Source organism: Herbidospora solisilvae, from assembly GCF_009901565.1.
GTDB classification, from domain to species: Bacteria; Actinomycetota; Actinomycetes; order Streptosporangiales; family Streptosporangiaceae; genus Herbidospora; species Herbidospora solisilvae.
The window spans coordinates 1,109,358-1,125,358 of record NZ_WXEW01000001.1; the positions used below are offsets into that span (position 1 = coordinate 1,109,358).

Sequence of the window (16,001 nt, forward strand, 5' to 3'; positions counted from 1 at the left end):
GGTCACCCCTCGTTGTCGATGAGCGCGAAGATCTCCTCGTCGGAGGCCGAGTCGATCCGGCCGGCCACGTCGTCCGCGTCGTCCGCGTCGCGCGTGGCGTCGGCGGCGGTGAAACGGTTGAGGCCGTTCTGCAGGATCGCGACGACCTTGTTCCTGATCGCGTCTCCGGCGGCTGCCGTGATCATCGATTCGACGTGTTCCAGCGCGCCGCGCAGTATCTCCACGGGCGAGTTGGTGGCCGGGGCGAGGGTCTTGAACAGGTAGTCGGTCAACGCGTTCACGGTCGGGTGGTCGAAGACCAGCGTGGCCGGGAGCAGCAGGCCGGTCTCGGCGTTGAGCCGGTTGCGGAGTTCGACCGCGGTGAGCGAGTCGAAGCCGAGTTCGCTGAAGGCCCGGTCGACGCCGACGCCGGCGGGATTTCCGTGCGCCAGGACGGCCGCGACGTGGGCGCGGACGGTGTCGGTGAGCAGCCGCAGCGCGTCGGGCTCCGACAGCCCGGCCAGCCGTTCCCCGAGCCCGCCGGACGGGCCCGGCCCGGCCGCCGGTCCTCCGGCGGCGACGCGGCGCGGGAGGCGGACCAGGCCGTGGGCGATCGGGGGCAGGTCTCCCGACTCGGCCCTGGCCCGCAGCCCGGCGGAGTTCCATCGGGCCGCCACGACGAGCGGTTCCCGGCTGCCGAGCGCCGCGTCCAGGAGGTCGAGGCCCTGCTCGACGGTGAGCGGGGCGATGCCGGCGCGGGCCAGCCGGGCCGTGTCGGCCTCGGACAGCGTGCCGGACATTCCCGATTCGGTCTCCCAGAGCCCCCACGCGATCGACACGCCGGGCAGGCCCGCCTTGCGGCGGTGCGCGGCCAGGGCGTCCAGGAACGTGTTCGCGGCGGCGTAGTTGCCCTGGCCCGGGTTGCCGAGCACGCCGGCCAGCGAGGAGAACAGCACGAAGGCCGACAGCGGCAGGCCGCGGGTGAGTTCGTGCAGGTGCCAGGCGGCGTCGGCCTTGGGCGCGAACACGGTGTCGAGGCGGGCGGGGGTGAGCCCGTCGACGGTGGCGTCGTCGAGCACACCGGCCGTGTGCACGACCGCGGTGAGCGGCCGGTCGGGCGGGACGAGCGCGAGCGCGGCGGCCAGCGCGTCCCGGTCGGACACGTCGCACGCGGCGACCGTCACCCGGGCTCCGTAACCGCCGAGCTGGGAGACGAGCAGTCCCGCGCCGGGCGCGTCCAGGCCGCGCCGGGAGACGAGCAGCAGATCCCGTACGCCGTGCCGCTCCACCAGCCGCCGGGCGACCAGGCTGCCCAGGCCCCCGGTGCCGCCGGTGACCAGCACCGTGCCCTCACCGAGCCCGGCCGCCGGTCCGGCGGTCCGGCGGGCCAGCCGGGGGGCCAGCAGGACGCCGTCACGGGCCGTCAGCTGCGATTCGCCCGCCTCCACCGCGGCGGCGACCGAACCCCAGGCGGTGAAGTCGGGCTCCGCGTCCAGCAGGACGAACCTGCCGGGGTGCTCCGACTGCGCCGACCGCACCAGGCCCAGCACGGCGGCGCCGGCCAGATCGTCGGCGCGGATGCGGAACACCAGGCGGGAACCGGCGAAGCGGTCGCCCGACACCCAGGTCTGGATCAGGTCGAGCGCCTGTCCGGCCAGGTCGCGCACGGCCGCCGGCACATTGCCGTCGCCGCTGGTCAGAGTGGTCACCACGAACTCGGGCACGGGTTCCAGCGACGCGAGGTGGGCCGGCTCGGGGAACGCGAACCCGGAACCGTTCCCGGCCGGCCCGCTCACCTCCACCCAGTCCACGCCGTGCGGCACCGGGCCGGTCGAGGCGGCCAGCGCGGACGCCGGGACCGGCCGGGCCCGGAGCGACTCCATCGAGAACACCGGCCGCCCCAGGTTGTCGGCCGCCTGGACGGCGCACCCGTCGGCGTCGACGGAGGTGAGCCGGACCCGCAGGCGGCGCGCCCCGGCGGCCAGCAACCGCACCCCGCGGAACTCGAACGGGAGGCGGAGCTCACCGGCGGCGGTGTCGGCCAGCAGCACGGGGTGGAACATCGCGTCCAGGAGCGCGGGGTGGACGCCGTACCCCGCGACGTCCTGGTCGTCGTCGAGGGCGACCTCGGCGAACAGGTCCTCGCCCTGCCGCCAGAGGGCGCGCACGGCCTGGAAGGAGGGGCCGTACTCGTAGCCGAGGTCGGCCAGCCGCTCGTAGCCGCCGTCGACGGGGAGGGGGACGGCGTCGGCGGGAGGCCATTCGGCGGCCCAGGCGGCGGCCGTCGCCGGGGCGGGCGCCGCGCTGACGAGGCCGGAGACGTGCCGGGTCCAGACGGCCTCCGGCTCGCCGGCGGGCCGGGAGTAGACCCGGATCGGGCGGGGGCCGTCGGCGTGCTGGAGCACGACCTGCACGTCGACCGCGCCGCGGGAGGGCAGCACCAGCGGGGCCTCGAACATGATCTCTTCGATCGTGTCGCAGCCGATCCGGCCGCCCACGTCCAGCACCAGGTCGACCAGCGCGGCGCCGGGCAGCACGGCCGAGCCGAGCATCACGTGCTCGCCCAGCCAGGGGGCGGACGAGGCGGCGAGCCGGCCGGTGAGGATCGTGGTGCCGTCGTCGGCGAGGTCGACGGCCGCGCCCAGCAGGGGGTGGCCCGCGTCGCGCAGCCCGGCCGAGGTCACGTCGCCGGTGCGGAGGAGCGAGCTGAGCCAGAACCGCTCGCGGTCGAAGGCGTAGGTGGGCAGTTCCACGTGCGCGCCGCCGCCGGACAGCGCCGCCCAGTCGACCGGGACCCCGGTGACGGCCACCCGCGCGAGGCAGTCGACGAGCGAGTCGGGCTCGGGACGCTGCCGCCGGTGCAGTGAGGCGATGACCGTGCCGGGCCCGGTGACGCAGTCGTGCGCCATCCCGGCCAGCACCGCCTCGGGCCCGACCTCCAGGAAGGCGCGCACGCCGTCCGCCTCCAGCCGTTCGATCATCGGCTGGAACAGCACCGCGTGCCGGATCTGGTCCAGCCAGTACGACGGCCGCGTCCAGGTGGCGTCGCCGCCCAGGTTGGTGGCGGCCGGGACCTGCGGTTCGGTGAACAGGGCGGTGCGGAGTTCGGCCTCGAACGCGGCGAGCATGGGCTCCATCAGCGCGGAGTGGAAGGCGTGGCTGACCGGCAGCCTGCGGGTGCGGCGGCCGAGTTCGCGCCAGCGCGCCCCCACCGCGAGCGTCGCCTCCTCGGGGCCGGACACGACGACGGAGGCGGGCCCGTTGACGGCCGCGACGCCGACCTGGCCGGTCAGTCCGGGCCGTACCTCGTCGACGCCCGCCTCGATGGCGACCATCGCGCCGGGCACGTCCAGCGCCTGCATGAGCCGCCCCCTGGCGGCGATCAGCCGGGCCGCGTCGGCGAGCGACCAGACGCCGGACACGTGCGCGGCGGCGAACTCGCCGACGGAGTGGCCGGCCACGAAGTCGGGGGTGACGCCGAGCGATTCGAGCAGCCGGTAGGCGGCCACCTCGTAGGCGAACAGCGCGGGCTGGGTGTAGCGGGTCTTGTTCAGCAGCGCCGCGTCCGGCGTGCCGGGTCCGGCCCACATGACCTGGCGGAGCGGCCGGTCCAGGTAGCGGTCCAGGGCGGCGCAGACCTCGTCGAGCGCGGCGGCGAAGACAGGTGAGGCGGCGGCCAGTTCGCGGCCCATGCCGGCCCGCTGGCCGCCCTGCCCGGTGAACAGGAACGCCAGCCGGGGGCGGTCCGGCGCGGTGCCGGTGATCCACTCGTTCTGGAGGTGGCCGCCGAGGCGGGCCAGCAGGGCCTCCCTGTCGTGGCCGACGACGACGGCGCGGTGTTCGAACCTGGCCCGCCGGGTCGCCAGGGCGTGCGCGACGTCGGCGGGGGTCATCGTCGGGTCGGCGCTGACCAGCCGGTGCAGCCGGGCGGCCTGTTCGCGCAGCGACGTGGCGGTGCGGGCGCTGAGCGGCCACGCGTGCGGGGCGCCGGCGACCGCGGGGGCCTGGATCGGCGGCTCCGGCTGCTCGGGGGCCTCTTCGAGGATGACGTGCGCGTTCGTGCCGCCGATGCCGAACGAGGAGACGCCGGCCCGGCGCGGGCGGCCGTCGCGGAACCAGCGGCGTGCACTGGTCAGCAGCCGGATCCCGTCGCCCTGACCCGCCTGGTCGAGCTGGGTGATCTGGTTGTCGGCGTCGTCCGCGTGCAGCGTGCGGGGCAGCACGCCGTGCCGCATCGCCAGCACCATCTTGATCATGCCGGCCACCCCGGCGGCGGCCTGGGAGTGGCCGATGTTCGACTTCACCGAGCCGAGCCAGAGCGGGCCGTCCTTGGAACGGCCCTGCCCGTACGTGGCGAGCAGCGCGCCCGCCTCGATCGGGTCGCCGAGCCGGGTGCCGGTGCCGTGTGCCTCGACGGCGTCGATGTCGCGGGTCTCCAGCCGGGAGTCGGCGAGCGCCTGCTCGACGACCTTCTCCTGGGCGGGGCCGTTCGGGGCGGTGAGCCCGTTGCTGGCGCCGTCCTGGTTGACGGCCGAGCCGCGGATGACGGCCAGCACGCGGCGGCCGTTGCGGCGCGCGTCCGACAGCCGCTCCAGCAGCAGCATGCCGGCGCCCTCGCCCCAGGCCACGCCGTCCGCGTCGGCGGAGAACGACTTGCACCGCCCGTCGGGCGCCAGCGCGCGCTGGCGGGAGAACTCGACGAAGGAGTCGGGGGTGGCCATCACGGTGACCCCTCCCGCCAGGGCCATCGTGCACTCGCCGCGCCGCAGCGCCTGCACCGCCAGATGGATGGCGACCAGCGAGGAGGAGCAGGCCGTGTCCACCGAGATGGACGGGCCCTCCAGCCCGAAGGTGTAGGACACCCGCCCCGGCAGCACGCTGGGCGCGCTCGACACCAGCAGCGTGCCCTCGACCCCCTCGGGGACCGCCCCGTCGGTGAACCGTGAGGAGTAGTCGCTGTACATGTTGCCGACGTAGACCCCGGTCAGGCTGCCGCGCAGCGTGGCCGGGTCGATGCCGGCCCGCTCGAAGGCCTCCCAGGAGGTCTCCAGCATGAGCCGGTGCTGCGGGTCGGTGGCCAGCGCGGTGCGCGGGCTCATCCCGAAGAACGCGTTGTCGAAGTCGCCCGCGTCGTAGAGGAAACCGCCGTGCCGGGCGTACGACCGGCCCATCGCCTCGGGGTCGGGGTCGTAGAGACCCTCGACGTCCCAGCCGCGGTCGGCGGGCATCTCGCCGATGGCGTCGCCGCCCGCGGCGACCAGGTCCCACAACTCCTCCGGGCTGGTGACCCCGCCCGGATAGCGGCAGGCCATGCCGACGATCGCGATGGGTTCGTGCCGGCGGTCGTCGCTGTCGCTGAGCCGTTGCCGGGCCTCCGCCAACTCGACGATCGCGCGCTTGAGATATTCGCGCAGTTTGTCCTCAGTCGCCATGTTCGGACCTTTCCGGTGAGGACCTCAGGGGTGACGCCTTGGCCCGGTCGTCGAGCAGCGCGAAGATCTCCTCGTCCGAGGCGGAGCTGAGCCGCTCCGCCGCGTCCGCGGTGCCGCTCGGCCACCCTCGGAGCCTGGTGGTCGGGGCGGCCCCGAAGGTTTCCAGGCCGCTCTGCAGAATCGCGACGAGCTTTTCGCGGAGGGAGTCCCCGTCGCCGTTGGCGGCGGCGACCATGGACGCGACCTGTTCCAGCGCGGCGCGCAGCGTGTCCTCGGCGGTGGGCGCGGCGGGCGCCAGGATGTGGAACAGGTGGTCGGCGAGGGCCTCGACGGTGGGATGGTCGAAGATCAGCGTCGGCGAGAGCCGCAGCCCGGTCTCGGTGGTGAGCCGGTTGCGCAGCTCGACCGCGGTGAGGGAGTCGAAGCCGAGTTCGCTGAAGGCGCGGTCGACGCCGATGCTGCTCGCGGCGCCGTGCGCCAGGACGGCGGCGACGTGTGCGCGGACGACGTCGACCAGGCGGGCCCGGGCGTCGTCCGGGGTGAGGCGGGCCAGGCTCTCGGCCAGGCCGCCCGTTCCGGTCGCCTGCTCGGCGGCCTTCGCCGCGGTCCGGCTCGGGGCGCGGACCAGGCCGCGCAGCGGCGGGGGCAGTTCGCCGGCCGCCGCCCTCGCGCGAAGCCCGGCGCGGTCCCAGGTCGCGGCCACCAGGAGGGGGTCCTGCGTGGTCAGTGCCGCGTCGAAGAGCTCCAGGCCCTGCTCGGTGCTCATCGGAGCGATGCCGGCGCGGGCCAGGCGGGCCGTGTCGGCCTCGGACAGCGTGCCCGACATTCCCGATCCGGTGTCCCAGAGGCCCCAGGCGACGGAGACCGCCGGCAGGTTCACGGCGTGGCGGTGCGCCGCGAGCGCGTCCAGGAAGGCGTTGGCGGCGGCGTAGTTGCCCTGGCCGGCGTTGCCGAGCACGCCCGCCACCGAGGAGAACATCAGGAAGGTGGTCGCCTCGGGGAGGAGTTCGTGCAGGTGCCAGGCGGCGTCGGCCTTCGGCGCGAACACGTTGTCCAGGCGTCCGGCCGACATGCCCTCGACGGTGACGTCGTCCAGGACGGCGGCGGCGTGGACGACGGCGGTGACCCGGTGGCCGGCGAGGAGCGCCGCCAGCCGGGTCCGGTCGGACACGTCGCAGGCGGCGACGGTGACGCGGGCGCCCCTGGCCTCCAGCTCGGCGCGCAGCTCGGCCGCGCCGGGCGCGTCGGGGCCGCGCCGGGAGACCAGCAGCAGGTCGTGTACGCCGTGCCGCTCGACCAGCCGCCGGGCGACCAGCGGGCCCAGCCCGCCGGTGCCGCCGGTGACGAGCACGGTGCCCGTGCCCAGCTCCTCGGTGTTCGCGGCGACGCTCCGGCGGGCCAGGCGGGGAACCAGGACCGCGCCGTCGCCCGTCACGAGCTGCGTCTCGCCTGCCGCCACGGCGGCCGCGGCCGCACCCCAGGCGGTGAACCCCCCTTCCACGTCGAGCAGGACGAACCGGCCCGGATGCTCGGACTGCGCGGAGCGCACCAGCCCCCAGAGCGCGCCGCCCGCCGGCGACGTGCGCGCCCCCCGGGTGACGAACACCAGCCGCGAGGTGGCGAACCGGTCGTCGCCCACCCAGGCCTGGATGAGGTTGAGCGCCTGGTTCATGGCGTCGTGCGCGCCGTAGGGAAGGTCGTCGTCGTCCGCCGGGATCGGCGCCAGCACGGTGGCCGGGACGCCGCCGACCGACATCTCCGCGACGGACACCAGGTCATAGCCGCGTGACGCGACCACCCCGGCCGCCTCCAGCGCCGCGCCGATCTCGTCGGCGAACTCCTCCAGCCCGACGACGGCCCAGCGCTGGTCGCTCAGGTCGGCGGCCGGCGTCTCCACCGCGACCCAGTCGAGGCCGTACGTCTCCGCGGCGGGCCGCGTCGCGCCCCGGGGCACCCTGCGCAGATGGAGCGCGTCCGCCTCGGCGATCGGGGATCCGGTCCCGTCGTAGATCGTCAGGGAGTCGCCCGACAGGCGCACCCTGAGCGCGTCCGCGCCCCGGGCGGACACCCGTACCCCGGTCCAGGAGAAGGGCAGCAGCAGCGTGCCGGGGTCGCGCGCCTCGTCGGCGGCCTCCAGCACCAGGAGGTGGAGAGCCGCGTCCAGCAGCGCCGGGTGGAGGGTGAACCCCTCCCCGCGCAGCGGCTCGGGCAGCGCGACCTCCACATAGGTGTCCTCGCCGGCCCGCCAGGCGGCGCGCAGGCCCTGGAAGGCGGGGCCGTACCGGTAGCCGTGTTCGGCCAGCCGCTGGTAGGCGTCGGCGACGTCCACGGGCGTGCCGGGCGACCAGGCCGATGCCGGGGCCGGTGCACCGGCCGACTGCGCGAGTGTGCCCGCCGCGTGCCGGGTCCACGAGTTCTCGGCGTCCGCGGCCGGGCGGGCGTGGATCGTGAACGCGCGCCGCCCCTGCTCGTCGGCGCGGGCGACCGCGACCTGGACCTCGACCGACCACGCGCCCCGCAGCGGCAGGGGCGCCTCGATCGTCAGCTCCTCGACCTCCTCGCAGTCCGCGGCGGCCGCGGCGGCCAGCGCGAACTCCAGGAACGCCGTGCCGGGCAGGATCGCCTCGCCGTCGACGGCGTGGTCGCCCAGCCAGGGCGCGCCGCCGCGCGACACCCGCCCGCTGAGCAGAAACCCGTCGTCGGCCAGCGCCACGACCGCGCCGAGCAGGGGGTGCCCCGAGGCGCCCGGCCCCGCCGGGGCGTCGCCGTCGAGCCAGTGGCGGCTGCGCTCGAACGGATAGGTGGGCAGCTCGACGTGGTGGCCCGGCCCGCCGCCGAGCGCGGCGGCCCAGTCGATGTCGGCGCCCAGCGTGTACGCGTGGGCGACCGCCGTCAGGAACCGCGCGAGACCACCCTGGTCACGGCGGAGTGTGCCGGTGGCCCCGCCCGGCCGGTCGGCCGCCGCCAGGGTGTCCTGGACGTGCCCGGTCAGCGTCGGATGGGGGCTGGCCTCGATGAAGACCGGGGTGCCCTCGAACGCCTCGATCGCCTGCTGGAAACGGACCGGGGTGCGGAGGCTGGTGAACCAGTAGTCGGCGGTGAGCTCGGCGGGGTCGATGAACGCGCCGTCGCGGGCCGAGCAGAACGCGACCTCGGTCGGGCGCGGCGTGACGTCGCCGAGCGTGGCCAGCAGCTCCTCGCGCAGCGCCGCGATGTGCGGGGTGTGCGCGGCGTAGTCGATCGCGACCGGCCGGGTCCGCACGGCCTCGCCGCACTCCGCCGCGTACTCCGCCAGCGCGTCCAGGTCGCCGGCGACGACCGTGCTGGCCGGGCCGCTGTACACGGCGGGCCACAACCGGCCGTCCCAGCGCGCCAGATCGATCCGGTCGGCCGGCAGCGACACGGCGAGCATCCCGCCGGTGCCGCCCAGCTTCATCAGCGCCTTGCTGCGCAGCGCCACGACCTTGGCCGCGTCCTCCAGCGACAGCGCCCCCGCGACGTACGCGGCGGTGATCTCCCCCTGCGAGTGCCCGACCACGGCGGTGGGATCCACCCCGACCGACCGCCACAACGCGGCCAGCGAGGCCATCACCGCGAACAGCACCGGCTGGATGACGTCGGAGCCCTCCAGCTCCGGCGCGCCCTCGGCCCCCCGCAGGACGTCCGCCACCGACCAGCCGGCATACGGTTTGAGCGCGTCGTCGCACCGGGCCAGGTGCTCCCGGAACACGGCGCTGGACGCCAGCAGCTCGACGGCCATCCCGGCCCACTGCGACCCCTGCCCGGGGAAGACGAACACCGGCCGCGCCGGGCCCGCGGCGACGCCCGCCACCACGGCCGCGTGCGGCGTGCCGGCGGCGACGGCCGCCAGTGCGTCGAGGAGGTCCGCCCGGTCCCGCGCCACCACGACCGCGCGGTGCGCGAAGGCCGCCCGCCGCGCCAGCAGCGGCCCGGCCGCGGCCAGATCCTCCTCGGCGGCGGCCTCGGCGAACGCGCCGAGGCGCACCGCGTGATCCCGGAGCGCGCCGCCGGTCTTCGCCGACAACACCCAGACCAGCGGGGAGGTGGCGGAACTCGGGGAGCTCGCGGAGCTCGCGGAGCTCGGGGCGACCGGCTCGCGCTCCACGATGACGTGGGCGTTGGTGCCGCTGATGCCGAAGCTGGAGACGGCCGCCCGGAGCGGCCGGTCGCCCGGCAGGCCGACCGGTTCGGTGAGGAGGCGCACCCGGCCCGCCGACCAGTCGACCTGGGTCGTGGGCTCGTCGGCGTGGAGGGTGCGCGGGAGCGTGCGGTGCTCCAGGGACTTGACCATCTTGATCAGGCCGCCGACCCCGGCCGCGGCCTGGGTGTGCCCGACGTTGGACTTCAGGGAGCCGAGCCAGACCGGCCGGTCCGGATCGCGGTCCGCGCCGTATGCGGCGATGATCGACTCGGCTTCGATCGGGTCGCCGAGCCGGGTTCCCGTGCCGTGCGCCTCCACCGCGTCCACGTCGGCGGGCGACAGGCGGGCGTCCGCGAGCGCCTGGCGGATGACGTCGCGCTGGGCCTGGCCGCTCGGTGCGGTGAGGCCGTTGCTCGCGCCGTCCTGGTTGATCGCGCCGCCGCGCAGGACGGCCAGGATCGGGTGGCCGTGCCGGACCGCCTCCGACCGCCGTTCGAGCAGGAGCATGCCCACGCCCTCGCCCCAGCCGGTGCCGTCGGCCTGGGCGGAGAAGGCCTTGCAGCGGCCGTCGGCGGCCAGGCCGCCCTGCCTGCTGAACTCGACGAACAGCCCGGGGTTGGACATCACGGTCACGCCCCCGGCCAGCGCCAGCGAGCACTCGCCCCGCCGCAGCGCCTGCATGGCCAGCACGATCGCGACCAGCGACGACGAGCACGCCGTGTCGACCGTGATCGCGGGGCCGCGCAGGCCCAGCGTGTAGGCGATCCGGCCGGAGGCGACGCTGAGGGCGGTGCCGGTCAGGAGGTGGCCGTCGGCGACGCCGGTGGGCCGGTGCAGGCGCGGCCCGTAGTCGGAGGACATCGCGCCGACGAAGACGCCGGTGGGGGTGCCGTCGAGTGTGGCCGGGTCCAGGCCGGCCCGTTCGACGGTCTCCCAGGAGACCTCCATCAGCAGCCGCTGCTGGGGGTCCATGGCGACCGCCTCGCGGGGGCTGATCCCGAAGAATCCGGCGTCGAACAGATCCGCGCCGGTGAGGAAGCCGCCGTGGCGGGTGTCGCTGGTGTCCGACAACGCGTCGAGGTCCCAGCCCCGGTCCTCGGGGAACTCGCCGACGGCGTCGGCCCCGGTGCGCACGAGCCGCCACAGCTCCTCGGGGGTCGTCACGCCGCCGGGGTAGCGGCAGCCCATCGCGACCACCACGATCGGGTCGCCGTCGGGGCCGGTCGGCTCGGCCGGGGCGGCGGCGACCGTGCCACCGCCGGTCAGCGTGTACAGGTGGTCGGCCAGCCGGTCGGGCGTCGGGTGGTCGAACAGCAGCCCGGTGGGTAACCGCGTCCCGAGCGCGGCGCGCAGCCTGGCCCGCAGGTCCTCCGTGGCCGCCGAGTCGAAACCGAGGTCCTTGAACGTCCGGTGCGGCTCCACGCCCGTGCCGTCCTGGTGCCCGAGGACACCGGCGGCGGTGGTGAGGACCAGGTCGCGGATCTCGCGCCGCGACAGCCCGGCCGGCGCGCCGCCCGTCTCCGGATCGGCCGCCGTGACCACCGGGGAGGAGGGACGGGGCACGATCGCCGCCTGGCCGTGCCGGCGGCGCTGGAACGGGTAGGTCGGCAGGTCGATCCGCCGGGCCGAGGCGTCGCCCCGGGCCGCCCAGTCGACGGGCGCCCCCGCCGTGTACGCCTCGGCCAGCGACCGCGTGAACCGGTCGGGCCCGCCCTCGCCGCGCCGCAGCGACCCGACGACCGCGACGTCCCGCTCCGCGTCCTCGGCCGTCTCCGCGACGCCCGCGCCGAGCACCGGATGCGGGCTGCACTCGACGAACAGGGCGGCGCCCAGGTCGAGCGCCGACCGGGTGGCCTGCGCGAACCGGACCGGCTGCCGCAGATTGCGGTACCAGTACCCGGCGTCGAGCCCGGAGGTGTCCATCGGCTCGCCGGTGAGGGTGGAGACGAACCGGATCGCCGAGCGCACCGGCCGGATCGGCTCCAGCGCGGCGACGACCTCGTCGCGCACGCTCTCGACCTCGGGCGAGTGGGATGCGTAGTCGACCGGCAGCAGCTTGACCCGGTGCCCGTCGGCGGCGAGCCGCTCCCCCAGTTCGGCGAGGACCGCGCGCGGCCCGGACACGACCGCCGAGCGCGGGCCGTTGAACGCGGCCACGCCCACCTGCGGCGCCAGCGGGCGTACGGCCGCCTCGACGACGTCGAGCGGCGCGGCGACCGACATCATGCCGCCGCGCCCGGCGATCCCGGCGATGGCCCGGCTGCGGAGCGCCACGACCCGCGCCCCGTCCGCGAGGCTCAGCGCCCCGGCGACGGTGGCCGCGGCGATCTCGCCCTGCGAGTGCCCGAGGACCAGGTCGGGTTCGACGCCGTTCGCCCGCCACAACCCGGCGAGCGACACCATGACCGCCCACAACGCCGGCTGCACCACGTCGACCCGGTCCAGGCCGGGGGCGTCGGGGGCGCCGCGCAGGACGCCGAGGACGGAGTAGTCGACGAACGGCGCGAGCGCGGCGTCGCAGGAGGCGACGAGCGCGGCGAACTCCGGCGACCCGTCGAGCAGTTCCGCGGCCATCCCCGCCCACTGCGACCCCTGGCCGGGGAAGACGAACGCCCGCCGGCCGGAGACGACCGATCCGCTCACCACCGACTCGTCGGGCCGCCCGCCGGCGAACGCGTCGAGCGCCTCCCGGCGGCGCTCGCCGAGGACCACCGCCCGGTGCTCGAGGTGCGCCCGGGTCGTGACCAGCGAGAGCGCCACGTCGGCGGCGTGGACCGCCGGCTCGCCGTCGATCCGGTCGCGGAGGCGTCCGGCCTGCGCGCGGAGCGCCTCGGCCGACCGCGCGGAGATCACCCAGGGCGGTCCGGAGACGTCCGGGGAACCGGCGTCCGGAGATTCGGTGGTCGCCGGGGCCTCGGCGAGGACCAGATGGCAGTTGGTGCCGCCCATGCCGAACGAGCTGACGCCCGCGACCAGCCGATCGCCGGGGGCGGGCCACGGGCGGGAGTCCTGGACGACCTCAAGGGCCAGGTCGGCGAGGGGGATGTCCGGGTTCGGGCTCTCGAAGTGGAGGCTGGGCGGCAGCTCGCGGTTCTTGAGGCTGAGCACGACCTTGAGGAGGCCGGCGACGCCCGCCGCGCCTTCGAGGTGGCCGATGTTCGTCTTGACCGAACCGACCAGCAGCGGATGCCCCGGGGGGCGGGATCCGGCGTGGGCCCCGCCGAGGGCGGCGGCCTCGATCGGGTCGCCCACCTTCGTGCCGGTGCCGTGCAGCTCGACGTACTGGACCTCCTCGGGGGCGACCCCGGCCGAGCGGCGGGCCAGCGTGATGACCTCCTGCTGGGCGCGGGCGCTCGGCACGGTCAGGCCGTCGCCGCCGCCGTCGTTGTTGACGGCCCCGCCGAGGATCACGCAGTGCACCGTGTCGCCGTCGGCGAGCGCCGCGGCGAGCGGCTTGAGCACGACGAGCGCGCCGCCCTCGCCCCGGACGTAACCGTTCGCGCGGGCGTCGAAGGTGTGGCAGCGCCCGTCGGGGGACAACGCGCCGAAGCTGCCGATGGCGGCGGTCGTCCGGGCGAGCAGGTTCAGGTTGACGCCGCCGGCCAGGGCCAGGCCGGTCTCGCCCCGCCGGAGGCTCTCGCACGCCAGCTCCACCGCCACCAGCGACGACGACTGCCCGGTGTCCAGCGTGAGGCTCGGGCCGCGCAGACCCAGGAAGTAGGAGACGCGATTGGCGATCATCGCCCGGTTGGCGCCGACGTAGGTGTGCCGCCCGGGTTCGCCGAGCAGGGCGGCGTGGTCGTTGGAGATCGCGCCGACGAACACCCCGGCCGCCGCGTCCCGCAGGGTGGTGGGGGCGACCCCGGCGTGCTCCAGCGCCTCCCAGGCGAGTTCCAGGACCAGCCGCTGCTGCGGGTCCATGGCGGCGGCCTCGTTCGGGGAGATCCCGAAGAAGGCGGCGTCGAAACCGTCCACGTCGTCGACGAACCCGCCCCGGCCGGGGGCGGCGGCGTCCGGCCACCGGCCGGCGGGGACCTCGGTCACCGCGTCCACGCCGTCCCGGAGGAGGCGCCAGAAACGCTCGGGGGTGTCCGCCCTGGGAAGCCGGCAGGAAAGGCCAACCACAGCGACCGGCTCGACCGACGAATCGCGCCGGGCGTCCGACTGAATCGAGTCCTGAACCATGAATGCGCCACCTCGAGCCGTAATATCCATACGGGGAAAACGATGGACACCAGCGTTATTCAAATGGTCACCACTGGAAGTTACTGCGACCCTACGGGCGGCTCCCCGCACCGGGCCACGATCGCCTGCTGGCACCTTGTTGCCAGTAGCTAGTTGTCATCGCCGTCCGGCGGCGGCGCCTTGACACGACCGCACGCGCGAGCTCTGATGCTGGTACCACGCGCTATTCTCGACCGAAATCGAATAGACGCCTGCACGGAATTCATCTCTGGGGAGAACTCTTTGGGAGAAGAGGCCGGGTCGCGAAACGTGAGCCCGCCATTCGGTCCGGCGATGGTCTGGGCCGCCTCGGCCGGGATCCTCCTGGTCGCCGGTGGCGTGCTGTTCCCGCTCCGGGGGATCGACGCGCTCGTGTGCGGCGTCTGGGCGGCCGGTCTGGTGGTCTGCGTGCTCCTGGTCGTGTCGCGGCGGACCGAGCCCGAACCGGTGTCGGCGCTGCGGTGGGGTTCGGCGGTCACCCTGGCCGGGGGTGCGGCCGCGCTCGCCGTCGGCGGCGACTTCACGCTGTTCCTGGCGGCGCAGGCGCTGCCGGTCGTCGTGGTGTCCGCCGCGGTGCTCCGGCCGCTGGCCCGCCGCACCGATTGGGTGCGGCCCCGGCTGGTCAGGGTGCGGCTCACGTGGACCGTCGCGGGCTCCTACGCCGGCCTGGTCGTGTTCAGCCTGATGCAGGATCTGCGGGGGTTGCCGTTGATCCATCCCGACGTGGCGAGCCTGGTCACGCTGGGGACCATGTTCGAGATCGCCGTCGCCGTCGCCGTCTACGTGGTGTGGCTGGGACGGCAGTCCGTCACGAACCACTAGGAGAACCGATGCCCGCCGACGCCCCCCTCAGCCACGGTCAGCTCTTCAGCTGGCGCGAGATCGAGCGATATCCGGACGACTGGATGCAGGACGCGAACCTTCCCATCGTCTGCGACCTGCGGGGGTTGCCGATGGCCCGGGTCGAGAACGCGCTGCGTGTGCTGATGGACCGGCACGAGCCGCTGCGCACCACCTATCACGTCGTGGACGGGCAGCCGGTCCAGCGGGTGCACGAGTCGGCGGAACTGCCGATCGAGCGGGTCGACCGGGTGGTCCGCGACTGGGAGGACCCCGAGGACACCAAGGACGAACTCTGCGCGCTGCCGTTCGCGATGGAGGGCGGCCTGTGCTGGCGCGGGCGCATGATCACCACCAACGGGTCGGCGGTTTTCCTCGCGTTGTCCTTCTCCCATCTGATCATGGACGTCTGGTCGATCAACCACCTGACCGACCAGTTCAGCGCCCTGATCGCCGACCCGGGGGCGGTCGCCGAACTCGGGCCGACGCCGAGCGAGCTGGCCCGCGAGCAGCGCACCGAGCGGTGGCGGGACCGGCAGGAGGCGTCGGAACGGTACTGGCGGCGCACCCTCGGCGACGTCCTGGCCGACCCGCTGCCGACGCTGCCGGCCAAGGTGAAGCGCGACCGCCTTGAGGTCACCCTGCACTCGCACCGCCTCGGCGGGCTGGCCGCGCTGGCCGCCAGAAGGCTCGGCGTGACCGCGCCCGCGCTGGTGATGGCGCTGGTCGCCGCGGGGCTGGCCCGCCACACCGACACCGGCAGGGTGACGATGAGCCTGATGGCCTCCAACCGGTTCTCGCCGGAACACCACCATGTGATCGGCACGATGAACCAGCTCATCCCGGTCGTCGCGACGGTCGACCCGGGATCGCCGCTGGGCGAGCACGTCAAGCGCCTCCACTGGGCCGGGGCGCGGGCCTACCGCTACTCCTCCTACGACTTCGACCGGATCGCCGCGCTCGCCGCGGAGGTCGCCGCCGAGCGTGGCGTCGACGTGGCGCACGACTGCTGGGTGAACCAGCTGTTCCGCTGCTGGTTCAACTACGTGCAGCTCGACCGCCGGGCGTCCGACGCCACCGCCGACACCCCGGCCGAGTTGTCGTGGACGCCGCTGGCGCAGCAGTACGGCCAGCCGTTCCGGGTCAGGGTGACGGTGGCGAACGGCCGGACCAGCATCTTCATGCTCGCCGACCCGGCGATCATCCCGGCCGCGAGCATGGTCGCCATGCTGCGCACGATCGCGCTCGGCGTCCAGGTCGCCGCGACGGCCCCGGAGACCGGCCTCAAGGACCTGTGGGACGTCGACCACGCGAGCCTGGCGCCGTCCCTGTTCCCCGCGACGGCGCCCCTGCCGGAGTGAGCG

Annotated in this window: 4 protein-coding genes; 2 read left to right on the top strand and 2 right to left on the bottom strand. The window is 75.1% G+C overall.

The genetic code is table 11. From position 1 onward, the window contains the following. Nucleotides 1-2: 2 nt before the first annotated feature. Together GT755_RS04650 and GT755_RS04655 are read right to left on the bottom strand one after the other, a co-directional pair. Nucleotides 3-5,411 (bottom strand): type I polyketide synthase, encoded by a 5,409-nt coding sequence (locus GT755_RS04650; RefSeq protein ID WP_161478416.1) that lies wholly within the window; start codon nt 5,409-5,411, stop codon nt 3-5. After that, nucleotides 5,401-13,758 (bottom strand): SDR family NAD(P)-dependent oxidoreductase, encoded by an 8,358-nt coding sequence (locus GT755_RS04655; protein ID WP_161478417.1) that lies wholly within the window; start codon nt 13,756-13,758, stop codon nt 5,401-5,403. The genes GT755_RS04650 and GT755_RS04655 overlap by 11 nt, the downstream gene beginning before the upstream one ends. Before the next feature lie 309 nt (nt 13,759-14,067). Between GT755_RS04655 and GT755_RS04660 the strand changes: the two genes are divergently transcribed. Further along, nucleotides 14,068-14,619, top strand: coding sequence for a hypothetical protein (locus GT755_RS04660; RefSeq protein ID WP_161478418.1), 552 nt, complete (start codon nt 14,068-14,070; stop codon nt 14,617-14,619). 8 nt (nt 14,620-14,627) lie between these two features. Then, nucleotides 14,628-15,998 carry a condensation domain-containing protein gene (locus GT755_RS04665; RefSeq protein ID WP_161478419.1) on the top strand — a complete coding sequence of 457 codons (1,371 nt, stop codon included), beginning with the start codon at nt 14,628-14,630 and terminating at the stop codon, nt 15,996-15,998. Nucleotides 15,999-16,001 lie beyond the last annotated feature (3 nt).

Excerpts from the sequence above, each read along its gene's own strand:
- GT755_RS04665 (WP_161478419.1), top strand. The coding sequence starts at position 14,628 with ATGCCCGCCGACGCCCCCCTCAGCCACGGTCAGCTCTTCAGCTGGCGC.
- GT755_RS04650 (WP_161478416.1), bottom strand. The coding sequence starts at position 5,411 with ATGGCGACTGAGGACAAACTGCGCGAATATCTCAAGCGCGCGATCGTC.
- GT755_RS04655 (WP_161478417.1), bottom strand. The coding sequence starts at position 13,758 with ATGGTTCAGGACTCGATTCAGTCGGACGCCCGGCGCGATTCGTCGGTC.